Genomic DNA, 21,964 nt, shown 5'->3' with positions numbered 1-21,964 from the left:
ATGGCTGACGCGGGTGGATCGGACTTCGTCCACCTGCACGCGCACACCGAGTACTCGATGCTCGACGGTGCGGCACGGCTGGGCGACCTCTTCGTCGAGGTGAACCGGCAGGGCCAGAAGGCCATCGCCATGACCGACCACGGCTACCTCTTCGGTGCGTACGACTTCTGGTCGAAGGCGACCGCGGCCGGCATCAAGCCGATCATCGGCCTCGAGGCGTACCTGACTCCCGGGACGAGCCGGCACGACCGGACGAGGGTCAAGTGGGGTGAGCAGCACCAGAAGTCGGACGACGTGTCGGCGAACGGCTCCTACACGCACATCACGCTGCTCGCGAAGACCACGCAGGGCATGCACAACCTGTTCCGCCTCGGTTCGCTCGCCTCGCTCGAGGGCCAGATGGGCAAGGCACCCCGGATGGACCGGGAGCTCCTGTCCACCTACGGCACGGGTCTGATCGGGACCACCGGCTGCCCGTCGGGTGAGGTCCAGACCAGGCTGCGGCTCGGGCAGTACGACCAGGCCCTGCGGGCAGCGGGCGACTTCCAGGACATCTTCGGTCGTGACAGCTACTACGTGGAGCTGATGGACCACGGCCTGGACATCGAGCGTCGGGTGCAGAAGGACCTGCTGCGCATCGCCCAGGAGATCGGCGCGCCCCTGATCGCGACGAACGACCTGCACTACGTCACGCGCGAGGACGCGGCCTCCCAGGAGGCGCTGCTGTGCATCAACTCGGGCTCGACGCTGTCCGACCCGGACCGGTTCAAGTTCGACGGCGACGGCTACTACGTCAGGTCCGCCCAGGAGATGCGCCGCCTGTGGGCCGAGCTGCCCGAGGCGTGCGACAACACCCTGCTGGTCGCCGAGCAGTGCAGCGTCGAGTTCGCCACGGACGCCAACTACATGCCGAACTACCCCTGCCCGGCGGGGGAGACGGAGACCTCCTGGTTCGTCAAGGAGGTCGAGAAGGGGCTGCACTACCGCTACCCGGGTGGCATCCCGGACGAGGTCCGGGCGCGGGCGGTCTACGAGACCGAGGTCATCACCCAGATGGGCTTCCCGGGGTACTTCCTCGTCGTCGCCGACTTCATCAACTGGGCGAAGGACAACGGGATCCGGGTCGGGCCCGGCCGTGGCTCGGGTGCCGGGTCGATGGCTGCCTACGCGATGCGGATCACGGACCTCGACCCGCTGCAGCACGGGCTGATCTTCGAGCGCTTCCTCAACCCGGACCGCGTCTCGATGCCCGACTTCGACGTGGACTTCGACGAGCGCCGCCGCGGCGAGGTCATCCGGTACGTGACCGAGAAGTACGGCGAGGACCGCGTCGCCCAGATCGTCACCTACGGCACGATCAAGGCGAAGCAGGCGCTCAAGGACTCGAGCCGGCTGCTCGGCTTCCCCTTCGCGATGGGGGAGAAGCTCACCAAGGCGATGCCCCCGGCGATCATGGGCAAGGACATCAGCCTCTCCGGGATCTTCAACCCCGAGGACAAGCGGTACGCCGAGGCCGAGGAGTTCCGCCAGATCCATGCCACCGACCCCGACGCGCAGCGCGTGGTCGAGCTCGCCAAGGGCATCGAGGGCCTGAAGCGCCAGTGGGGCGTGCACGCGGCCGGCGTGATCATGTCGAGCGAGCCGCTGATCGACATCATCCCGGTCATGCGCCGCCCGCAGGACGGCGCGATGATCACGCAGTTCGACTACCCGACCTGTGAAGGCCTCGGCCTGATCAAGATGGACTTCCTCGGGCTGCGCAACCTGACGATCCTGGATGACGCGCTGGCCAACATCGCGATGAACGGCAAGACGCCGATCGACGTCGAGTCGCTCACGCTGGATGATCCGGCCACGTACGAGCTTCTCGGTCGGGGCGACACGCTCGGTGTCTTCCAGCTCGACGGCGGTGGGATGCGGACCCTGCTCCGGCTCATGCGGCCCGACACCTTCGAAGACATCTCAGCGGTCGGCGCGCTCTACCGGCCGGGTCCGATGGGTGCCAACTCGCACACCAACTACGCGCTGCGCAAGAACGGCATGCAGCCGGTCGTGCCGATCCACCCGGAGCTCGCCGAGCCGCTCGAGGAGATCCTCGGCGCCACCCATGGCCTGATCGTCTATCAGGAGCAGGTCATGGCCGTCGCCCAGAAGGTCGCGGGCTACACGCTCGGCCAGGCGGACATCCTGCGCCGCGCGATGGGCAAGAAGAAGAAGTCCGAGCTCGACCAGCAGTTCGAGAAGTTCTCCGGCGGGATGCGCGAGCGCGGCTACTCGATGGCCGCCGTCACGATGCTGTGGGACATCCTGCTGCCGTTCTCGGACTACGCCTTCAACAAGGCGCACTCCGCCGCGTACGGCGTCGTCTCGTACTGGACGGCCTACCTCAAGGCCAACTACCCGACCGAGTACATGGCCGCGCTGCTCACCAGCGTGCGCGACGACAAGGACAAGTCGGCGCTGTACCTGGGGGAGTGCCGGCACATGGGCATCACGGTGCTCCCGCCGGACGTCAACTCCTCGTCCGCCAACTTCACCGCCGTCGGGGTGGACATCCGGTTCGGCCTGACGGCTGTGCGCAACGTCGGTGCCAATGTCGTCGACGCGATCGTGGCGGCGCGGGAGAGCAAGGGTGAGTTCGCCTCGTTCACCGACTTCCTCGACAAGGTGCCGGCGGTGGTCTGCAACAAGCGCACCATCGAGTCGCTGATCAAGGCCGGCGCGTTCGACTCCCTCGCACCGAGCCGGCGGGCCCTGCTCCTGGTGCACGAGCAGGCCGTCGACGCCGTCATTGGCGTCAAGCGCAAGGAGGCCGAGGGGCAGTTCGACCTCTTCGCCGGCTTCGGCGGGGCGCCCGACGACGCCGGGGCGCTGTCCTTCACGGTCGACGTGCCGGCGGTCCCGGACTGGGACAAGAAGCAGCGGCTCGCCTTCGAGCGGGAGATGCTCGGCCTGTACGTCTCGGACCACCCCCTCTCGGGTCTCGAGCACGTGCTTGCCGCCGCGGCCGACTGCTCGATCGCCACGTTGATGGCCGACGACACGCGTGCCGACGGCTCGATGGTCACCGTGTGCGGACTGATCACGTCGCTCCAGCGCAAGATGTCCAAGAACGGGAACCCCTGGGCTGCGGTGACGCTCGAGGACATCGACGGCTCGGTCGAGATCATGTTCTTCGGTGAGACGTACCTGGCGTACTCGACGGCGCTCGCCGAGGATGCCGTCGTCACGATCCGTGGCCGGGTCAGGCGGCGCGACGAGACGATGCAGCTGCAGGCCGTCGAGGTCTGGCTGCCCGATGTCTCGTCGGTCGAGACCAAGCCGGTGACGATCACCCTGCCGGTCTCGCGCTGCACCCCGCCCGTCGTCGAGCGCCTGCGCGAGATCCTCGGCACCCATCCCGGTGTGACCGAGGTGCACCTGCGTCTGACCCAGCCCGGCCGGTCCACGGTCATGCGGCTCGAGGAGGGGTTGCGGATCGACCGGTCCCCGGCGCTCTTCGGCGACCTCAAGGCGCTGCTCGGTCCGGGCTGCCTCGCCACCTGAGCTGCCGCCGCGCCTGCAGCGCCGCTCGGCGTGCCCGAACGGGCAACCTAGACTCACCGGGTGGTCCATCTGACGCCGGAGCAGCATGTCTTCGTCACCGAGCGGCACCTGGCGACCCTCACGACCCTGCGCGCCGACGGCACCCCGCACGTCGTGCCGGTCGGCTTCACCTGGGACCCGGACGAGGGAGTCCTGCGGATCACCACCCGGAGCACGTCGGCCAAGGTCCGCAACGTCGAGGCCGCCGCATCGGCCGGGCAGCCGGCCCGGGCCGCGGTCTGCCAGGTCGACGGCGGGCGCTGGCTGACCTTCGAGGGCACGATCGTGGTCGTCCGCGACCGGGCGGAGATCGACGACGCGATGCGTCGGTACGCCGTGCGGTACCGGCACCTCGAGGAGGACCCGCGGCGCGTCGTCCTGCGGCTCGCGGTCGACCGGGTGCTCGGCTCGGACTACATGACCCGCTGAGGTCCCGGCCGGGACCTCAGCTCACGCGCAGGTGGTGGTCGCCACCCGGCAGGGCCACGACGACCTCGTCCCCGGTCGAGAGCTGACGACCGCGGCGCTGCTCGATCTCACCGTTGACCCGGACCTCGCCATCGGCCAGCAGGGCGCGTGCGTGCCCGCCCGACTCGGCGATCCCGGCCAGCTTGAGGAGCTGACCGAGGCGGATCATGCTGCCGGCCACCTCGACCGTCTCGGTGCCCTCGTGCATCGGAGCGGACGGTGTGTCGTCGGGGTCCATGGGCACAGTCTGGCACCGGGCACAGACCGGCAGCGGGCACAGCCTTGCAGCGGGCACAGCCTTGCAGCGGGCACCGTCCGGCACGGGCTCCCGGCGCTGCGAGTGGTTCGCGTCTCAACGCCCGCCGACCCCGCCCGCCGCAGCGGCGGCCGACCTAGACTTCGGTCCGTGATCTCGCGCATCGACCTCCGCGGCCGGCCCCTGACCCCCCGTCAGCTCGCCCAGGTGCTGCCCCGTCCCGACCTGGACGTCGCGGGTGCGGCCGAGCTGGTCGCCCCGATCATGCAGGACGTCCGCGACCGCGGTGCGGCCGCGCTGCGCGACCTCGCCGAGCGCTTCGACGGTGTGCGGCCCGTGCACCTGCGCGTCCCGGCCCAGGCCCTGGCCGACGCGTTGTCCGCGCTCGACCCCGGGGTGCGTGCTGCGCTCGAGGAGGCCATCACCCGGGTGCGCACCGTCCACGCTGCGCAGGTGCCGGACGACCTGAAGATCGACCTCGCTCCTGGCGCCCAGGTGCGCCAGCGCTGGCTGCCGGTCGGACGCGTGGGTCTGTACGTGCCGGGCGGGCTGGCTGTGTACCCGTCATCGGTGGTCATGAACGTCATCCCCGCGCAGGAGGCGGGCGTGCGCTCGCTCGCCGTGACCAGCCCGCCCCGCGTCGAGAACGGCGGCCTGCCGCACCCGACGATCCTCGCCGCGTGCGCCTTGCTGGGTGTCGACGAGGTCTACGCCGCAGGTGGTGCACAGGCGATCGCGATGCTCGCCTACGGCGCCGCGGGCCAGACGCCGGAGGACGGCGAGATCCTGTGCGAGCCGGTGGACGTCGTGACCGGCCCGGGGAACCAGTACGTGACCGCAGCGAAGCGCCTCGTGCTCGGGACGGTCGGCATCGACTCCGAGGCGGGTCCGACCGAGATCGCGATCCTCGCCGATGCCGGCGCCGATGCCGGTCACGTCGCCGCCGACCTGGTCTCCCAGGCCGAGCACGGCCCGACGTCGGCCTCGGTCCTGGTGACGGACTCGGTCGAGCTGGCCGACGCGGTAGACGCCCTCCTGCCGGCCGTCGTGGCTGGGACGCGGCACTCGCAGCGGGTCGCCACAGCACTGGCGGGTCCGCAGTCCGCCGTCGTCCTGGTCGAGGACCTCGAGCAGGGCCTTGCTGTGGTCAACGCCTACGGCGCGGAGCACCTCGAGGTGCAGACCGCTGACGCCGCAGCGGTCGCCGACCGGGTCACGAGCGCCGGAGCGATCTTCGTCGGGTCCTACTCGCCGGTGTCCCTCGGCGACTACATGGCCGGCTCGAACCACGTGCTGCCCACCGGCGGCTGCGCGCACTACGCGAGCGGGCTGGGCGTGCACAGCTTCCTCAGGGCGGTCCAGGTCATCGAGTACGACGCCGACGCGTTGGCGACGCTGGCTGACCGGATCGTCGCCATCGCCGACGACGAGGACCTGCCGGCGCACGGTGAGGCGGTTCGGGCCCGGTTCGGTCGATGACGACTGCCTCGTCGGTCCGTGACCCGCTCCTGCCCGCGGACCGCAGGCCGATGCGCGTGCTCGGCGGTCTCGTGCTGCTGGCCGTGCTGCTCGTTCTGGTCGGGGTGTACGGCGTCCCGGCCCTGGCCGCGTCGCGGCACGCTGCGACGCTGGACGCGCACGCCCGGCTCGCCGAGCGGTTCGTCCTGGCGGGCGGTGGCGTGGAGGTCCCCTGTGCCACAGCGGTCCGGTGCTGGACCACGTCGGCCGAGCCCGAGCAGGCGCTGGTCGGGGTCGCCGACCTCCTCGCTGCGGACGACGTGCGGGACGTGCGGCTCTCCTGCGGCGTCGCACCCCGGCCCGACGTGCCGGCCGCCTGCACGATCACGGGTCTCCTTCGCGGGGAGGTCGTCACGGTGTCGGCCCAGCCGGACCTCGCACCCGAGCCGCCGGTCCGGTGGATCGGCACCCGCGTCGAGCTGACGGTCCTCGTCGCAGACTGAGCAGCACGCAGCGCAGAATGAGCACACCACGCGGCGCAGACCGAGCAGAGCAGCCGTCAGCCGACGGCCAGCACCCACGGGTGCACGGCCCGCGCGCCGGCCCGCCGGAGCAGCCGCGCCGCGACCGTCATCGTCCAGCCGGTGTCGTACCGGTCGTCGACGAGCAGCACCGAGCGTCCGGCCAGGCCCGCCGCGGCAGCCGGCGTCAGGTCCAGGCGGAGCCGTCGCACCACGCCGGAGAGCCGTTGTGCGGAGTTCACGTCGTGCCGACCTGGCGGGAGCGCAGGGTCCGGGACGACCGCCCCCACGAGCGGGACGCCGAGATGACGCGCGACGCCGGCCGCGAGGTGGTCGGTCAGCACCGGCCGGGTCGCTGATCGGATGACCACGACGCCGTCGATCGCGCCGTCGAGGTCGTCCCGCCAGGCGTCGAGCACCTCGGTGACCACCGCCCGGAGACCGACCGGCAGGGGCCCGTCCACGGTCCCGCCGCCCGGCCCGACCGCGAACATCTCGCGCAGCGCCCCGCCCCAGCCGAGACCGTCCAGGCGGGCCACGCCACGACCGGCCTCGGCGCCGTCGCCGGCGACGATCCTGCCGGACAGCTCGATCCCCAGCGCCGACATCCCGCTCGGCCACTGCCGCCGCGGTGTGAGCTCGACCCCTGGCACCGCCAGCGCAGCACGGGCGGCTGCCACCGCTGCGGCCTCCGGCGCCGCGTCCTGCGTCCAGCCGCCGCACCGGTCGCACCGCCCGCATCGCCAGGCGGACGCGCCGTCCTCGTCGCGATCGAGGTCCGGGTCGTCGAGGGCGGCACGCAGGAAGGCCATCCGGCACCCCCGGGTCGCGACGTAGTCGAGCATCGCGTCCTGCTCGGCGCGCCGCGTCGTGGCGACCCGCGCGTAACGCTCTGCGTCGTAGGACCACGACTGGCCGGTCGACTCCCAGCCGCCGCGCACCCGATGCACCGCGCCGTCGACGTCGAGCACCTTGAGCATGAGCTCGAGGCGGTTGCGGCGCAGGTCGACCATCGGCTCGAGCGCTGCTGTCGACATCGGTCCGTGCGCGCCGTCGAGGGCCGCGAGGGTGGCCCGGACCGCCTGCTCCGGCGGGAACGCCATCGAGGCGAACCAGTCCCAGATGGCCCGGTCGTCGCGACCGGGCAGCAGCACGACCTCGGCGCGCTCGGTGGCACGGCCGGCCCGGCCCACCTGCTGGTAGTAGGCGATCGGGGAGCTGGGCGCGCCGAGGTGCACGACGAAGCCGAGGTCGGGCTTGTCGAAGCCCATGCCGAGGGCGGAGGTGGCGACGAGCGCCTTGACCCGGTTGTCGAGCAGGTCCTGCTCGCACAGGAGGCGCTCGGCCGGGTCGGTCTGGCCGGTGTAGGACCGGACCGCCAGACCCGCGCCGCGCAGGTGGGCGGCGACCTGCTCCGCAGCCGCGACGGTCAGGCAGTACACGATGCCAGAACCCGTGATGGCCGGCAGATTGGTGGTCAGCCACGCGAGCTGGGCGGCGTGGTCGGGCAGCTCGCGCACCGCCAGGTGCAGGCTCTCGCGATCGAGCGACCCGCGCAGGACCAGGACCGCGTCGGCGTCACGAGCCGCTGCCTGCCCGAGGCCGTCGCTCGCCTCGGCGGCGTCCGGGTCCTGGGCGCCGTGGTGGGCGAGCTGCTCGGCGACGTCGGCGGTGACCCGGGCGTTGGCGGTGGCGGTCGTGGCGAGCACCGGCGTCCCGGGCGGGAGCTCGGCGAGCAGGGTGCGGATCCGTCGGTAGTCCGGCCGGAAGTCGTGCCCCCAGTCGGAGATGCAGTGCGCCTCGTCCACCACGAGCAGCCCTGCGTCGTGTGCCAGCCGCGGAAGCACCTCGTCGCGGAAGCCGGGGTTGTTCAGCCGCTCCGGCGAGACCAGCAGGACGTCGGTGGTCCCGGCCGCGACCCGGTCATGGACCTGCTCCCACTCGTCGGTGTTCGCCGAGTGGATCGTCTCGGCTGCGATCCCGGCCCGACGCGCGGCGTCGACCTGGTTGCGCATCAGGGCGAGCAGCGGGGAGACGATGACCGTCGGACCGGAACCCTGCTCGCGCAGCAGCGCCGTCGCCACGAAGTAGACCGCCGACTTTCCCCAGCCGGTCCGCTGCACCACCAGCGTCCGTCGCCGATCGGCGACCAGGGCCTCGATCGCGGACCACTGGTCCTCGCGCAGGACGGCGTCCTGGCGGCCGACGAGCCTGCGCAGGACCTCCTCCGCGCGGGCACGCAGGGCTGCGCTCGACGGCAGCCGGGCAGGCAGGTCGTGGGGTCGTGCGTCGGGAGGCATCAGCGCAGTCTCTCAGCCGGTGCCGACACCTGCGGACGACCGGGCCTGCTCCGGACCGCTCCGGACCGATCATCCCCGCGCCGCACCGCGCGGTGCGAGACTTGCCGGGTGAGACGCAGCACCGCCTACCTGGCCCTGGTGATGGTGCTCCTGGCAGGCTGCGCACCGGCCGACCCTGAGCCGACGCCGGAACCGCCCGGCTCGTCGGCGGCGGGGCCCACCGAGTACCGCGACGGCCTGTCCGCCACGATCGACCTGCCCACCGGGACCGAGCCGACTGCCGTCGTGGTGCTGGTGCCCGGCGGTGGCTGGTCGAGCGCCGATCCTGGCGGCCTGGCCCCCCTGGCAGCGGCCCTCGCCGAGGACGGCCTGGCGGTCGTGACGATCACGTACGGCACCTCCGGCACCGATGCCTTCTACCCGACGCCGGTCGACGACGTCCGCTGTGCTGTCGCGTTCGCCGCCGCGCAGGTACCGGGCGTCCCGGTGGTGCTCGTCGGGCACTCCGCCGGCGCCCAGCTCGTCGCACTCGTCGGTCTCGTCCCGGAGCCCGACCCCGCCGGGGCCCGGGACTGCGCGTACCCGGACCACGCGGCGGACGCTGTCGTCGGCCTGGCCGGTCCCTATGACGTCACCCGCACGGGCGGGCTCGCGCGGAACCTGTTCGGCGTCGGGCAGGACGAGGACGCCGAGCTCTGGGCGGCCGGGAACCCGCTCACGTGGGTGGACGAGCGCCCGGACGTGCCCTACCTGCTCGTGCACGGAGAGTCGGACAGCGACGTCCCGACCGCGTTCACCAGCGACTTCGCCGCACTGCTGGACGACGCCGGGCACGACGTGACCGTCGAGCTCGTGCCCGGAGCCGACCACGGTGACATCTACCAGCCCGGCACCGTCGGTGAGCTGCTGATCGACTGGATCGACGGGACGGTGCTCGCCGGGCCGTAGGATCGCCGACGAGGGACGCACAACGGCGTCCGGACCTCTGATCGGTGGAGTGTGCCCGTGCCAGTGCTCGAGATCATCGGCTGGCTCGGCTCAGCCGTCCTGATCACCTCCCTGCTGCAGACCCGCGTGATGCGGTTCCGCGTGCTCAACACCGTGTCCTGTGCGGTGCTGATCGGCTACAACGCGCTGGTCGGCGTCTGGCCGATGGTGGCGATGAACGTCGTGCTGGTCGGCATCAACCTCTGGGTGATCGCCCGCCTGCTCCGTGAGCGGCACGACGAGCGTGCCTACGACGTCGTCCCGATCGGCGTGCGGGAGCCGTACCTGCGCCACCTGCTCGACCGGCACCGCGCCGACATCGTCGCGTTCAACCCCGACCTGCCGTCCGACGTGCCGGCCGTGGCCGAGCACGCGTTCCTGGTGAGCACCGGTGACCAGCTCGTCGGGGTCGTGCTCTCGAGGGCGGGCGACACGCCGGACGAGCAGCAGGTCGTGCTCGACTACGTGCTGCCGCCGTTCCGCGACTTCACGCCGGGGGAGTTCGTGTTCCGGGCCGACGGGCCGTTCGCGGCGCTCGGCACCCATCGTGTCCTGGCCTCGCCCGGGATGGCGGCGTCCGAGAAGTACCTGCGTGCGGTCGGGTTCGTCCGTCAGGGCGATCGGCAGGCCCTCGAGCTCGTCGACGCCTGAGTCACTCTCCGCCGGGCGGCGGCTCGGACGGCGCCGCAAGGCGGCGGTCGATGACGTCCAGCCCACCGAGGTCGGGCAGTCGGACGTGCCCTGCGTCGTCGAGGGTGACCGGCAGCGCCGCGACCACGGCGGACGTCGGCAGCGGCGCGTAGATGTGCGGGAAGGTCTCGTCGCCGCCGTCGAGGTTCTCCCAGCGCACCGGCACCCCGGCCAGCGCGAGGGCTTCCAGGTCCACCACCAGCAGCACCAGATCCTCCGGCGGGACGCCGGCGTGCACGACGTCCGCGACCCTGGGCATCTGGTCCGCCGTCGAGGCGTGCACGAACCCGGTCTGCGCCACCGAGGCGCCGCGCGTCGAGCGGTCGTAGGAGCCGCTGCGCACCGCAGCGGTCCAGTCGGTCCGCTCGGCCAGGTGCAGGACTGTGCTCATCGGGCGAACCTATCGCCGTCCCGGCGGCGGTGCCTGTGGCGGCGGTGCCTGTGGCGGCAGTGCCTGTGACGGCGGTGTCGGTGACGACGACAGGTCGGCGGTGCGCGTGCGTCCGCGCGCGGCCCGGCCTGCGGGCCGAGGCGGTCGACCTGACTACGATCGAGCACGTGACCGCCGACCTCGCCCGCGCCGGGTCCGACCCGCGACCGGGTTTCCCGCTGCGCCCCGAGCTGCGCGGGATCGAGCCCTACGGTGCACCTCAGCTCGACGTCCCGGTGCTGCTCAACGTCAACGAGAACCCCTACCCGCCGTCCGACCGGGTGGTCGCGGACATCGCCGGCGCCGTCGCGGAGGCGGCCCGCGGACTGAACCGCTACCCGGATCGTGACTTCGACGCGCTGCGGGCCGACCTGGCGACCTACCTGCTGCGGGAGTCGGGTGTCACGCTGCGACCCGAGCAGATCTGGGCGGCGAACGGTTCGAACGAGGTCATGCTGCACCTGCTGCAGGCCTTCGGCGGTCCCGGGCGCACCGCACTGTCCTTCGCGCCGACGTACTCGATGTACCCCGAGTACGCGCGGGACACCGCCACGGCCTGGATCGCCGGCCGCCGGGCAGCGGACTTCACGCTCGACCCCGACGAGGTCGTCGCCGAGATCGAGCGGCACGTGCCGTCGGTGATCCTGCTGGCCAGCCCCAACAACCCGACCGGCACGGCACTGCGGCCAGCGAGCATCGCCGGCGTCCTCGCCGCGGCCGACGGCGTCCCGGGTGGGTGCGTGGTCGTGGTGGACGAGGCGTACGGCGAGTTCCGGCGGGCCGGCACGCCGTCCGCGCTCGAGCTGCTCGCCGACCACCCGAACCTCGCCGTGAGCCGCACGATGTCCAAGGCCTTCGGTCTGGCCGGGGCACGGGTGGGGTACCTCGCCGCGGCTCCGGCGCTGATCGACGCGCTCCGGGTGGTGCGTCTGCCGTACCACCTGTCGGCCGTGACCCAGGCCGTCGCGCGCGCGGCGCTCGCCCACTCGACCGAGCTGATGGCGCAGGTCGGCTCGCTGCGGGCCGAGCGGGACGTCACGGTGACCTGGCTGCGGGACCGTGGACTGACCGTCCCGGACACCGACGCGAACTTCGTGCTGTTCGGCATGTTCGACGACCGGCACGCGATCTGGCAGGGTCTGCTCGACCGCGGGGTGCTGATCCGGGAGACCGGACCGGAAGGTTGGCTGCGGGTGTCGATCGGCACACCGGCGGAGATGGCGGCGTTCAAGGACGCCCTGGTGGAGGTGGCAGGACTGTGAGCACAGCTGTTGGCGGGAGCCCCGTGGGACGCGTCGCCCGGACCGCGCGCATCGAGCGGGCGACGTCGGAGTCGACAGTCCTGGTGGAGGTGAACCTCGACGGGACCGGGCGGACCGAGATCTCCACGACCGTGCCGTTCTACGACCACATGCTCACCGCGCTGGGCAAGCACTCCCTGATCGACCTGGTGGTACGCGCGACCGGGGACACCCACATCGACGTGCACCACACGGTGGAGGACGTCGCGATCGCGCTCGGCGAGGCGCTGCGACAGGCGCTGGGGGACAAGGCCGGGATCGCCCGCTTCGGCGATGCGCTCGTCCCGCTCGACGAGGCGCTCGCGCAGGCCGTCGTCGACGTCTCCGGTCGGCCGTACCTCGTGCACTCGGGCGAGCCGGAGGGTCAGGCGCTGCACCTGATCGGCGGCCACTTCACGGGCTCGCTGACCAGGCACGTCCTGGAGTCGATCGCGCACCATGCCGGGATCTGCATCCACATGCGCGTGCTCGCCGGCCGCGACCCGCACCACATCGTCGAGGCGCAGTTCAAGGCCCTGGCCAGGGCCCTGCGCGCCGCGGTGGCGCCGGATCCTCGCGTGGAGGGCGTCCCGTCGACCAAGGGCGCCCTGTGACCGACCTGGACCTGCCCGCGACCGCGGTCATCCTGACCAAGGTCGCGGTGCCCGAAGGGCTGGCCGCGGCGTGCGCGATGAGCAAGATCCCGATCGACGCCGTGCCGACGGCCATCGGCGCGGTTGCGGTGTGCCGCTCGACCGGGATCGGCGACCCCGAGACCGCAGCGCAGGTGATCTCGCAGATGCTGTCCAACACGCCGGTCGTCCTGCTGACCCAGCGCGACGGGCAGATGACCGCTGCCCGGTGGGCCGACGGCAAGCAGGACGAGGAGCTCTCGCCGGCCCTGATGCTGGACGGTGCGCCGCCCGAGGTCGAGCAGCTGCTGCTCGGCCAGCTGTCCGCGAGCGAGCTGCCGGGTGTGGTCACCTCTGCCGGGATGTCCCGCTGGAAGGCGATGCGGATCCTGGCGGCGGCAGCCAAGGCCGGCCGCAAGCGCTGAGGTGGTGCGTCCCGCACGGCGGTGGACACGGCCGGGACCGGCAGTCGGCTCGCCGTAAACTCGCGCCGTGACCTCCCCTCGCGTCGTCGTCCTCGACTACGGCTTCGGCAACGTCCGTTCGGCCGTGCGCGCGCTCGAGCGGGTCGGTGCGCAGGTCGAGCTGACCGCGGACCCCACGGCGGCCGGTGCGGCCGACGGGCTCGTCGTGCCGGGTGTCGGTGCCTTCGCGTCGGTGATGGCGGGGCTGCGGGCCGTCCGTGGTGATCTGATCATCGACCGGCGCCTGGCCGGCGGCCGGCCCGTCCTCGGTATCTGCGTGGGCATGCAGATCATGTTCGAGGCCGGCGACGAGCACGGGGTCCGGACCGACGGGCTGGGCCAGTGGCCGGGTGTCGTCGACCGGCTCGAGGCCCCGGTCGTGCCGCACATGGGGTGGTCCCGGGTCACGCCACCGGCGGGCAGCGTCCTCTTCGACGGGATCGAGGACGAGCGGTTCTACTTCGTGCACTCCTACGCCGCCCGCACGTTCGCCGCCCTGGGCGACGCCCGGTTCGCGCCACCTGCGGTCACCTGGTCCGATCACGGTGGTCCGTTCGTGGCAGCCGTGGAGAACGGGCCGCTGTGCGCGACGCAGTTCCACCCCGAGAAGTCCGGCGACGCCGGTGCACATCTGCTGACCAGCTGGGTCACCAGCCTGAAGGGACTCTGAATGCGACGCCTTGAGCTGCTGCCGGCCGTCGACGTCGCCGCCGGGCAGGCCGTCCGCCTCGTCCAGGGCGAGGCCGGGTCCGAGACCTCCTACGGTAGCCCCCTGCAGGCTGCCCTCGACTGGCAGGCCGACGGTGCCGAGTGGATCCACCTCGTCGACCTCGATGCCGCGTTCGGACGCGGTTCGAACGCCGATCTCCTGGCCGAGGTCGTCGCGGCGCTGCACGTCAAGGTCGAGATGTCCGGCGGGATCCGCGACGACGCATCGCTCGCCCGCGCGGTCGCCACCGGGTGCACGAGGGTCAACCTCGGCACGGCCGCGCTCGAGGACCCCGAGTGGACCGCGCGGGTCATCGCGGAGCACGGTGACGCGATAGCGGTCGGGCTCGACGTGCGCGGCACCACGTTGGCCGCGCGCGGCTGGACCCGGGAGGGGGGCGACCTCTGGGAGGTGCTCGAGCGCCTCGACGGTGCCGGGTGCGCCCGGTACGTCGTCACCGACGTGACCAAGGACGGCACGCTGCGCGGTCCCAACGTCGAGCTGCTGCGCGAGGTGTGCACCCGCACGGACGCACCGGTCGTGGCGTCCGGCGGGATCTCGAGCCTCGAGGACCTCGCGGTGCTGCGTGGCCTGGTCGGTGAGGGCGTCGAGGGCGCGATCGTCGGCAAGGCGCTGTATGCCGGCGCGTTCACGCTGCCGCAGGCCCTGGACGTCGCCGGACGGCCGTAGTGGCCACCGGCAGGGCACTGCCCCCGCCGTCGCCCTTCGCCGGCGACGACGGCGCCGCGGACCAGGACCTGCAGGCCACCCTCACCGGCTTCGCCGTCGGCTCGGCGACCCTGCGAGACGTCGTCGTCGTGCTCGCCGCCGCGCGCGTGCTCGTCCCGGTGCTCGCGGAGCTCGAGGCCTGCGACACCACCGACACCGGGCTGGTCGTCGACAAGGAGGCGTCCGCGGGCGTCGTCGCGCTGCGCACGCCGGACGGGCGCACCGCGCTGCCGGTGTTCAGCAGCGTCGCCACGATGACGGCCTGGCGCACGGATGCCCGCCCGGTGCCGGCGCAGTCCGTCCGCGCCGCGGCGTCGGCCCTCCAGGAGGGCTGGGAGCTGTTGGTCCTCGACCCCGGTGGTCCGGTCACGGTCGTGGTGCCTCGGCCGGCGGTGCAGGCCCTCGCCGCAGGTGCGCAGTGGGTCCCGGCCACCGGTGCGGGGCAGGTGCGGTCCGACGTCAGGGCAGCCGTCGTGGCTGCCGTCGGTGCGCTCGACCACGTGGTCGCCGTCGACGCCGTCCCCGGGACCGGCGCCGAGGTGGCCGTCGTTCTCGGGCTCCGTCGTGGCCTCGACCGGGCAGGCCTCGATCGGCTGCTCGCGCAGGTCGGCGGGCGCCTCGCCGCCGACGAGGTCGTGACCGGCGCCGTGGACACCCTCGAGCTCCGGGTCACGTCCGTCTGAGCTGCCGCCCTCGGAGGCGCGCGGGATCAGGCGCGGCGACGCCTGCGCAGGGCGCAGGCCAGGGCGACCAGGGCTATCCCGCCGACGATCTGCCCGCCCAGGATCGTGCGGTTGAGGTCCATCGCCGGCTGCCACTGCACGTCGGTGCCGCGCACGACGTACACGCCGATCGGCGTGATCCGGATCCCGAAGCCGCCACCGCTGCCGGTGCCCCAGGCCGAGTCACCTGACCCACCGGGTTCCTGGCCCGACCCGTCGCCGGCGGTGGCGCCGGTCCCGTAGCCCGTGCCGGAGCCGCCCACCACCCTGGCGACCGGGACGATCGTGACGTCGTCGTGCCGGACAGGCTCGCCGAAGGCGCGCCGGACGTGCAGGAGGTCCGCCGCGACCCGCGGGATGGTGGCCGCGCCCCGCGGGCCGACCTTGCCGCGCCGCCGCCGACCGGGGTGGTCGCCCCGGTCGGGGCGGTGCTGCTCAGGGCCTGTGCTCGTGGAGCTGTTCTCCGGGGTGCTCATGCGTCCCATCGTGCACCGTGCGGACCGGCCGGCGGGAGGGGATCGGCGGCCCGAGGCGGGTCCGAGGGTCAGGGCGTGCCGCAGCCGGTCGTCGGCGTGAACGCCGCGTCGTCGGCGAGCAGGTTGCGCAGCGTGCTGACCGGCACGATGTAGCTCTGCCCCGACGCGTTCTTCGCGTAGACGACACCGACCACGCGCCCGTCCTCGTCCAGCACGGCCGATCCCGAGCTGCCCGGCTCGACCGGCGCATCGGTGACCAGGACCTCGCCGAGGTTCTCGTTCATCGGGTCGGTCGTCGTCCCGATGACCTGGCCGGTCGTCAGGGTCAGCGCGCCGCCCTGCGGGTAGCCGACGACGGTCACCGCATCGCCGCTCACCGGGTCGACGTCGGCCAGCTCGGCGAACGTCGGCAGCTCCTCCGCGGTGCGCACGACCGCGAGGTCGGCGATCGCCGCGGTGCTCGCGGCCGTCACATCGATGTCGCGACCGTCGTAGGTGGAGATCTGCAGCTCGGCCGAGTCCGACACGACGTGCCGGTTCGTGATCAAGGTGGTGGAGTCGTACGCGAAGCCCGACCCGGTGGACAGCGAGCTGCAGCCGACGTTCCGGATCCGCACCGCCATCCGCTCGACGGCGTCGAAGCCGTCCGGGGAGAGGTTGCCGATCTCGGTCGGAACGACGACCGGCGCCTCGGTGGGGACGAAGCCGGTCGCTGCCGGGCCCGGCATCTGCGGGAAGTCCTCGAGCGTGGCGCAGCCGGCGAGCGTCGCGAACGCCAGCACGGCGGCGGCGGCGCCCGCCGCGGGGGAGCGGACCCGCGATCGTCGGTCGCGGTCGCTCGGGTGGTGGTTCTGCACCGACCGCGCGGTCATCGGGCGAGCTCGCGCTGCAGGGCGGTGTTCGCCTCGGTCGCGGCCTGGCACAGGGCCTGCACGTCCAGCCCGAACTGCTCGAGCTCCGCTGGGTCGTACGCCGCCGCGTTCTCCATGTAGCCGATGAGCTGGTTCTGGCCCTGCACGCACTCGTCCAGGGCGAGCGCGACCCGGCCGGCGGCGTCGGTCACACGTTCCTGGTAGTCGACGACCTGGCGCTGGATCTCGCTGTCGTCGCGCAGCTGGGCCTTCTCGTCTGCGAGGCTTCGGATCCGATCCTGGGCGGTGGTGAGCTGGGCGCGGACGGCGTCGAGCTCGGCCTGTGTCCCGTCCAGCTCGGCGCGGGTCGCCGCCACCTCCTCGCCGAGGTGCCGCGCCTCGGCCAGGTAGGTCCCGGACCGGTCCTCCCAGGCCTGCGAGGTGCGATACAGGTGGAGGCCGACCCCTGCGGTGGCCACCAGCGCGAGGACCAGGAGCACCGTCAGGACGGTGTACAGGCGACGCCTGCGCCGATGGCGGTGGCCGCCGGGGGTCGTCGCGGCCGCGGTCGTCGTCACGTGGGTCGGTACGTGCGGCACTGGCGGCACTGTCGGCACGCTCGGCGCGGGCTGCTCGGACCCGGCGACCGATCCGTCGTCGTCCGTCGGGTCGGGCAGGGCGGGTGCGTCGTCGTCCGTCGGATCGGTGAGGGCCGGTGCGTCGTCGGGGGGATCGTCTGGGGTGGGTGCGTCGTTGGCGGGATCGTCTGGGGTGGGTGCGTCGTCGGGGGATCGTCTGGGGTGGGTGCGTCGTCGGCGGGTGCCTCCCGCGAGGCGCGGCGCGCTCCCGTTCGTCCCTGCTGCTGCGGCAGCGCATCGCCCACAGGTTCCGGGACGTCGCCCTGCACAGGGTCGTCGGCGGCGACCTCGACGGCGATCTCGGAGACCGGTGCGTGCCGGCCGGTGCCGAGGCGCGCGAGTTCACCGAGGTCCGCAGCCTCGGGGGGCGCGGATCCGGGGACCGTCGACGGGTCGGTCATCGCACCAGGATAGGAGAGTCGGCGCCGGGGCGGGCGGGGTGTCCGTGCCGTGCCCCGCAGGATTGCGGCAGGTCAGGCACGTTGCCGGTCAGCTGACCGGACCCGTCAGGTCCTCGCCGGGGCCCTCGCCCAGGGCGTCCGGGAACGGGGACGCCTCGCGGAAGGCCAGCTGGAGCGAGCGCAGACCGTCCCGCAGCGACCGCGCGTGCTGGTTGCCGAGGTCCGGCGCCGAGGCGGTGACGAGGCCCGCCAGGGCGGTGATCAGCTTGCGCGCCTCGTCCAGGTCGGTCAGGTCGGCGCCCCGCAGGCCCCCGGCGTCCTCGCTCAACCCGCACTTGACGGCGGCGGCGCTCATCAGGTGCACGGCCGCGGTCGTGATCACCTCGACGGCGGCGACCTCGGCGATGTCACGGACCGCCGAGGCGGTCGGGGCGAGCTGTACGGGTGTCAGGTCGGGCATGACGCCGATCCTCTCACTGCCGGGCCGGGGGCCCGCGCCCGTGCGGTGCGAACCCCCGGCCGTTCGGTCATGAACCCGGTCGCCCGATCAGGCGAACGCCGCCCGCAGCTGGGCGCCGAGCCCGGCGTCGACGCTGGTCCAGTACCAGAAGAAGCGTTCCCTGATCTCGGGCGAGGTGATGGCGTGGCCCTGACCGGTCAGGGTCGCCAGGAAGCGGGCCTTCGCGGCGTCGTCGAACACGTCGCGGTACAGCGTCCCGGCCTGGCCGAAGTCGTCGTCCTGCGCGTGCAGGGTCGCAGCCGTGCGCACGAGCTCGCCGTCGCTCTCCCAGCTGCCGGCGCCCGCCCGCGCTGCATCGGCGACCGGCCCGCCGAAGGAGTTCGGGGCATAGACCGGGGTCGACGGCGGGTTGAAGCCGTGCCGCGCGGCGCCGTCCTGCGTGTACGTGTGCACGGGAGCCGCGTGCGGTGCGTTGACCGGGATCTGGTTGTAGTTGGTGCCGACGCGGTACCGCTGGGCGTCGGGGTAGGAGAAGACGCGCGCCATGAGCATCTTGTCCGGGCTGATGTCGATGCCCGGGACGAGGTTCGCCGGCGAGAACGCGGCCTGCTCGATCTGGGCGAAGAAGTTCTCCGGGTTCCGGTTCAGCGTGTGCGTCCCGACCTTGATCAGTGGGTAGTCGGCATGCGGCCAGACCTTGGTCAGGTCGAACGGGTTGAAGCGGTACGTCTTCGCGTCGTCGTAGGGCATCACCTGGACGTGCAGGTCCCACGAGGGGAAGTCGCCGGCTGCGATCGCGGTGTACAGGTCACGTCGGTAGTGGTCGGCGTCGGCGCCGGCGATCTCCTGGGCCTCGTCGACGGTCAGCTCGGCGTTGCCCTGGTTGGACCTGAAGTGGTACTTCACCCAGAACCGTTCGCCGTCGGCGTTGATCCACTGGTAGGTGTGCGAGCCGAAGCCGGGCATCTGACGCCAGCTCCGCGGCAGTCCGCGGTCGCCCATGAGGTAGGTGACCTGGTGGGCCGACTCGGGGGAGAGCGTCCAGAAGTCCCACTGCATGTCGGGGTTCCGCAGGCCGGAGCCCGGCAGTCGCTTCTGGGAGTGGATGAAGTCGGGGAACTTGATCCCGTCCCGGATGAAGAACACCGGGGTGTTGTTCCCGACGATGTCGTAGTTCCCCTCGGTCGAGTAGAGCTTCACCGAGAACCCGCGCACGTCCCGCCAGGTGTCAGGGCTGCCCTGCTCGCCCGCGACGCTCGAGAAGCGTTGCAGGGTCTCGGTGACCGCGCCGAGCGCGAAGACCGCCGCGCGGGTGTAGCGCTCGACGTCGCCGGTCACGACGAACTCGCCGAACGCGCCGCCGCCCTTGGCGTGCACGATCCGCTCCGGGATGCGCTCGCGGTTGAACTGAGCCAGCTTCTCGACCAGGTAGCGGTCGTGCAGCGCGGTGGTGCCATCGGGTCCGGTGGTCAGGGAGTGTGCGTCGCTGGGCACCGGGGATCCGGTCTGGGACGTGGTGAACGGGTCGTTCTGCACGGTGGTTCCTTCCTGGTAGGCATCCCTGCGTGGTGGCGCGGGGTGAGATCTGGGCCGGTGTCGGCGGTCCGGCTGCTCGGTTCCGACGGAGCCGGAGCCCGACGAGGCGCGGGGCCGTCAGGCGGCCTCACGGCAGGCGGGGCACAGGCCCCAGTAGGTGACCTCTGCCAGCTCGACGGTGAACCCGCTGGTCGAGCTCGGCACCAGGCAGGGGGAGTCGCCGATGGCGCAGTCGACGTCGTCGAGCGCGCCGCACGAGCGGCACACGATGTGGTGGTGGTTGTCTCCGACCCGCCGCTCGTAGCGCGCCGCGTGACCGGCCGGCTCGATCTCGCGCAGCAGGCCCGCGTGCGTCAAGGCGTGGAGCACGTCGTAGACCGTCTGCACCGAGACCGTCGGCACGGTGGTCCGTACGGCGCGCAGCACGGTGTCGGCCGTCGCGTGCGGCAGGCGTCCGACGGCGTCCAGCACGGCGATGCGTGGGGCGGTGACCCGCAACCCGTGGTCCCGCAGCGCCTGGTGTGCGGTCATGAGGTCGACTCTCGCACGTGATCTGGAATAGTTCAAGTGTGACCGGGCGAGCCGGGCCGTCGGAGGCGTCGGCTGCGGGGGTGCTACCCTTGCGACGACCGATCGGTGAGATGCGCCTGCTCGCAGGTGGCGACTCGCCGATGCACAAGTGGAGCTGATCCCACCCAGGCGCCGACGGTCCGCGTGAGCGGACGACAGGTACCGGGTCCGGTCCGACGGTTGCCGGCCGCGTCATGCGCGCCGCGCAACCCGGTGTCGTGCGTGCCTGCGGGCCGGTGCGATGCCGCAGGACTCCAGGCCTCCGCTCATGCTCGGCAGCGGAGGCCTTCTCCGTGTGCTGGTGGTCACACCGACGACGCACGAGGAGTCCCACATCAGCGAGCCCCGCATCAACGATCGGATCCGTGTCGCCGAGGTCCGCCTGGTCGGCCCCAACGGCGAGCAGGTCGGCATCGTCCGCGTGGAAGACGCCCTGCGCCTTGCGCAGGAGGCAGACCTGGACCTGGTCGAGGTCGCACCCGACGCCCGACCGCCGGTCTGCAAGCTCATGGACTACGGCAAGTTCAAGTACGAGGCCGACATGAAGGCCCGTGAGGCCCGACGCAACCAGGCCAACACGGTGCTCAAGGAGATCCGCTTCCGGCTCAAGATCGACCCGCACGACTACGCCACCAAGAAGGGCCACGTCGAGCGGTTCCTCAAGGTCGGCGACAAGGTCAAGGTCATGATCATGTTCCGTGGCCGCGAGCAGTCGCGGCCCGAGGCGGGCGTGCGGCTGCTGCAGCGACTCGCCGACGACGTCGTCGAGCTCGGCTTCATCGAGAGCATGCCGAAGCAGGACGGCCGCAACATGATCATGGTGCTCGGCCCGACCAAGAAGAAGGCCGACGCCAAGATCGAGCAGCGCCGCCGCGTGCAGGAGGCCGAGTCCGCGACGGGCGAGGCAGCCGCAGCGGCGGTCGCACCCGCCGCCCCGCGCCAGGCGCCGAACGCCCAGGCCCCGGACGCCGCGGCCGTTCCCCCGGAGCAGGTTCCTGCCGCTGTTGTCGCGCCCGAGCCCGTCGTGGCGGCACCTGAGGTCGCTGAGGTCGCGGTCGCTGTGCCCGAGGTGGCCGAGCCCGTGGTGACCGAGCCCGAGACCGTCGACGAGCCTGTCGTTGCCGAGAAGGCCGCTCCGGCGACGGTCAAGCCTGCGACGGTCGAGCCTGCTGCGGCCAAGCCTGCTGCGGCCAAGCCTGCTGCGGCCAAGCCGGCTGTGGCCAAGCCAGCTGTGGCCAAGCCGGCTGTGGCCAAGGTCGCCAAGGAAGCGGCGGCGGACACCACCCCGGAGCCGGTCACGGTCAAGCCTGCTGCGGCCGATCCGGCCGTGGTGAAGCCCGCCGCGGTCACGCCGACCCCGGTCAAGCCGACCCCGGCCAAGCCTGCGGCGGTCAAGCCCGCTCCGGCAAAGCCTGGGGTCCGCGCGACCAAGCCTGTCGGGCCGGAGGGCGCGCAGTCCTGAAATCCGTGTGCGGGCCCACCGGCCCGCATGTCGAACCGTGTCGTCCCTGCCGGGGCGACCTGATGGAAGAGAGCACACCAGTGCCGAAGAACAAGACGCACAGTGGTGCGAAGAAGCGTTTCCGGATCACCGGGACCGGAAAGGTCATGCGCGAGCAGGCCGGCGCCCGGCACCTGCTCGAGCACAAGTCGAGCCGCCGAACGCGTCGTCTCGCCTCCGACCAGGTCGTCTCGGCCGTCGATACCCCGAAGATCAAGAAGCTGCTCGGCAAGTGAGCCTCGTGGCGCGTCCTGCGCGCCCCTGTCTCACCTGTGAGCCCCGAAACGCAAGGAGCATCAC

At 72.3% G+C, this 21,964-nt stretch carries 23 protein-coding genes; 14 read left to right on the top strand and 9 right to left on the bottom strand.

Annotated features, from left to right (window positions below):
• Entirely contained in the window at positions 1-3,546 is a 3,546-nt protein-coding gene (gene dnaE / locus K415_RS0119475; RefSeq protein ID WP_024288699.1) for a DNA polymerase III subunit alpha, read from the top strand.
• Positions 3,547-3,606: 60 nt separating this feature from the next.
• The gene (locus tag K415_RS0119470) at positions 3,607-4,014 is read left to right on the top strand and encodes a pyridoxamine 5'-phosphate oxidase family protein (RefSeq protein WP_024288698.1); all 408 of its coding nucleotides are present in this window, start codon (positions 3,607-3,609) and stop codon (positions 4,012-4,014) included.
• Between the two features lie 16 nt (positions 4,015-4,030).
• Here the strand turns inward: K415_RS0119470 and K415_RS0119465 are convergent, their stop codons facing one another.
• Positions 4,031-4,291 carry an RNA-binding S4 domain-containing protein gene (locus tag K415_RS0119465; protein WP_369795260.1) on the bottom strand — a complete coding sequence of 87 codons (261 nt, stop codon included), beginning with the start codon at positions 4,289-4,291 and terminating at the stop codon, positions 4,031-4,033.
• Positions 4,292-4,459: 168 nt separating this feature from the next.
• On the opposite strand from K415_RS0119465, the gene hisD reads away from it, so the two are divergent.
• Together hisD and K415_RS0119455 are read left to right on the top strand one after the other, a co-directional pair.
• Complete coding sequence (gene hisD, locus K415_RS0119460) at positions 4,460-5,788, top strand: histidinol dehydrogenase (RefSeq protein WP_024288696.1); 1,329 nt, start codon at positions 4,460-4,462, stop codon at positions 5,786-5,788.
• Positions 5,785-6,270, top strand: a complete 486-nt coding sequence (locus K415_RS0119455) for a hypothetical protein (protein WP_024288695.1) — start codon at positions 5,785-5,787, stop codon at positions 6,268-6,270. The genes hisD and K415_RS0119455 overlap by 4 nt, the downstream gene beginning before the upstream one ends.
• Before the next feature lie 56 nt (positions 6,271-6,326).
• On the opposite strand, the gene K415_RS0119450 is transcribed toward K415_RS0119455, so the two are convergent.
• Entirely contained in the window at positions 6,327-8,588 is a 2,262-nt protein-coding gene (locus K415_RS0119450; RefSeq protein ID WP_024288694.1) for a RecQ family ATP-dependent DNA helicase, read from the bottom strand.
• Between the two features lie 108 nt (positions 8,589-8,696).
• Here K415_RS0119450 and K415_RS0119445 point away from each other — a divergent pair, with 108 nt between their 5' ends.
• Positions 8,697-9,536 carry an alpha/beta fold hydrolase gene (locus K415_RS0119445; RefSeq protein ID WP_024288693.1) on the top strand — a complete coding sequence of 280 codons (840 nt, stop codon included), beginning with the start codon at positions 8,697-8,699 and terminating at the stop codon, positions 9,534-9,536.
• A 57-nt stretch (positions 9,537-9,593) separates the two neighbouring features.
• Positions 9,594-10,226 carry a YgjV family protein gene (locus tag K415_RS0119440; protein WP_029664194.1) on the top strand — a complete coding sequence of 211 codons (633 nt, stop codon included), beginning with the start codon at positions 9,594-9,596 and terminating at the stop codon, positions 10,224-10,226.
• 1 nt (position 10,227) lies between these two features.
• Here K415_RS0119440 and K415_RS0119435 read toward each other — a convergent pair whose 3' ends face one another.
• Complete coding sequence (locus K415_RS0119435; RefSeq protein ID WP_024288691.1) at positions 10,228-10,656, bottom strand: DUF952 domain-containing protein; 429 nt, start codon at positions 10,654-10,656, stop codon at positions 10,228-10,230.
• 167 nt (positions 10,657-10,823) lie between these two features.
• On the opposite strand from K415_RS0119435, the gene K415_RS0119430 reads away from it, so the two are divergent.
• From K415_RS0119430 to K415_RS0119405, 6 genes are all read left to right on the top strand, one after another.
• Entirely contained in the window at positions 10,824-11,957 is a 1,134-nt protein-coding gene (locus K415_RS0119430; RefSeq protein ID WP_024288690.1) for a histidinol-phosphate transaminase, read from the top strand.
• Positions 11,954-12,589, top strand: a complete 636-nt coding sequence (hisB, locus tag K415_RS0119425; protein ID WP_231494940.1) for an imidazoleglycerol-phosphate dehydratase HisB — start codon at positions 11,954-11,956, stop codon at positions 12,587-12,589. The genes K415_RS0119430 and hisB overlap by 4 nt, the downstream gene beginning before the upstream one ends.
• Entirely contained in the window at positions 12,586-13,032 is a 447-nt protein-coding gene (locus K415_RS0119420; RefSeq protein WP_024288688.1) for a hypothetical protein, read from the top strand. Before hisB ends, K415_RS0119420 begins: the two co-directional genes overlap by 4 nt.
• Positions 13,033-13,099: 67 nt before the next feature.
• Entirely contained in the window at positions 13,100-13,741 is a 642-nt protein-coding gene (hisH, locus tag K415_RS0119415) for an imidazole glycerol phosphate synthase subunit HisH (RefSeq protein ID WP_024288687.1), read from the top strand.
• Complete coding sequence (gene priA / locus K415_RS0119410; RefSeq protein ID WP_024288686.1) at positions 13,742-14,470, top strand: bifunctional 1-(5-phosphoribosyl)-5-((5-phosphoribosylamino)methylideneamino)imidazole-4-carboxamide isomerase/phosphoribosylanthranilate isomerase PriA; 729 nt, start codon at positions 13,742-13,744, stop codon at positions 14,468-14,470. It begins immediately after the preceding gene.
• Positions 14,470-15,192, top strand: coding sequence for an SseB family protein (locus tag K415_RS0119405; RefSeq protein ID WP_024288685.1), 723 nt, complete (start codon positions 14,470-14,472; stop codon positions 15,190-15,192). The genes priA and K415_RS0119405 overlap by 1 nt, the downstream gene beginning before the upstream one ends.
• A gap of 26 nt (positions 15,193-15,218) precedes the next feature.
• On the opposite strand, the gene K415_RS0119400 is transcribed toward K415_RS0119405, so the two are convergent.
• The 6 genes from K415_RS0119400 to K415_RS0119370 form a co-directional block, all read right to left on the bottom strand.
• Entirely contained in the window at positions 15,219-15,707 is a 489-nt protein-coding gene (locus K415_RS0119400) for a spore germination protein GerW family protein (RefSeq protein WP_024288684.1), read from the bottom strand.
• A 68-nt stretch (positions 15,708-15,775) separates the two neighbouring features.
• On the bottom strand, positions 15,776-16,579 hold the full coding sequence (locus K415_RS0119395; protein WP_029664189.1) for a S1C family serine protease: 804 nt from the start codon (positions 16,577-16,579) through the stop codon (positions 15,776-15,778).
• Positions 16,576-17,157, bottom strand: a complete 582-nt coding sequence (locus K415_RS0119390; protein ID WP_231494939.1) for a hypothetical protein — start codon at positions 17,155-17,157, stop codon at positions 16,576-16,578. Before K415_RS0119390 ends, K415_RS0119395 begins: the two co-directional genes overlap by 4 nt.
• A gap of 528 nt (positions 17,158-17,685) precedes the next feature.
• Positions 17,686-18,057, bottom strand: a complete 372-nt coding sequence (locus K415_RS0119380; RefSeq protein ID WP_024288683.1) for a DUF1844 domain-containing protein — start codon at positions 18,055-18,057, stop codon at positions 17,686-17,688.
• Positions 18,058-18,144: 87 nt separating this feature from the next.
• Positions 18,145-19,593, bottom strand: coding sequence for a catalase (locus K415_RS0119375; RefSeq protein WP_024288682.1), 1,449 nt, complete (start codon positions 19,591-19,593; stop codon positions 18,145-18,147).
• 117 nt (positions 19,594-19,710) lie between these two features.
• Positions 19,711-20,124 carry a Fur family transcriptional regulator gene (locus K415_RS0119370; RefSeq protein ID WP_024288681.1) on the bottom strand — a complete coding sequence of 138 codons (414 nt, stop codon included), beginning with the start codon at positions 20,122-20,124 and terminating at the stop codon, positions 19,711-19,713.
• Positions 20,125-20,464: 340 nt separating this feature from the next.
• Here K415_RS0119370 and infC point away from each other — a divergent pair, with 340 nt between their 5' ends.
• Positions 20,465-21,625 (top strand): translation initiation factor IF-3, encoded by a 1,161-nt coding sequence (infC, locus tag K415_RS0119365; RefSeq protein ID WP_034663608.1) that lies wholly within the window; start codon positions 20,465-20,467, stop codon positions 21,623-21,625.
• Between the two features lie 80 nt (positions 21,626-21,705).
• Positions 21,706-21,900 carry a 50S ribosomal protein L35 gene (rpmI, locus tag K415_RS0119360; RefSeq protein ID WP_024288679.1) on the top strand — a complete coding sequence of 65 codons (195 nt, stop codon included), beginning with the start codon at positions 21,706-21,708 and terminating at the stop codon, positions 21,898-21,900.
• Positions 21,901-21,964: the final 64 nt, after the last annotated feature.

It is taken from the genome of Cellulomonas sp. KRMCY2 (assembly GCF_000526515.1).
In the GTDB taxonomy this organism is placed as follows: Bacteria; Actinomycetota; Actinomycetes; order Actinomycetales; family Cellulomonadaceae; genus Actinotalea.
Note: the sequence above shows the minus strand (reverse complement) of the source record. Positions and strands in the feature narration are given on the sequence as shown.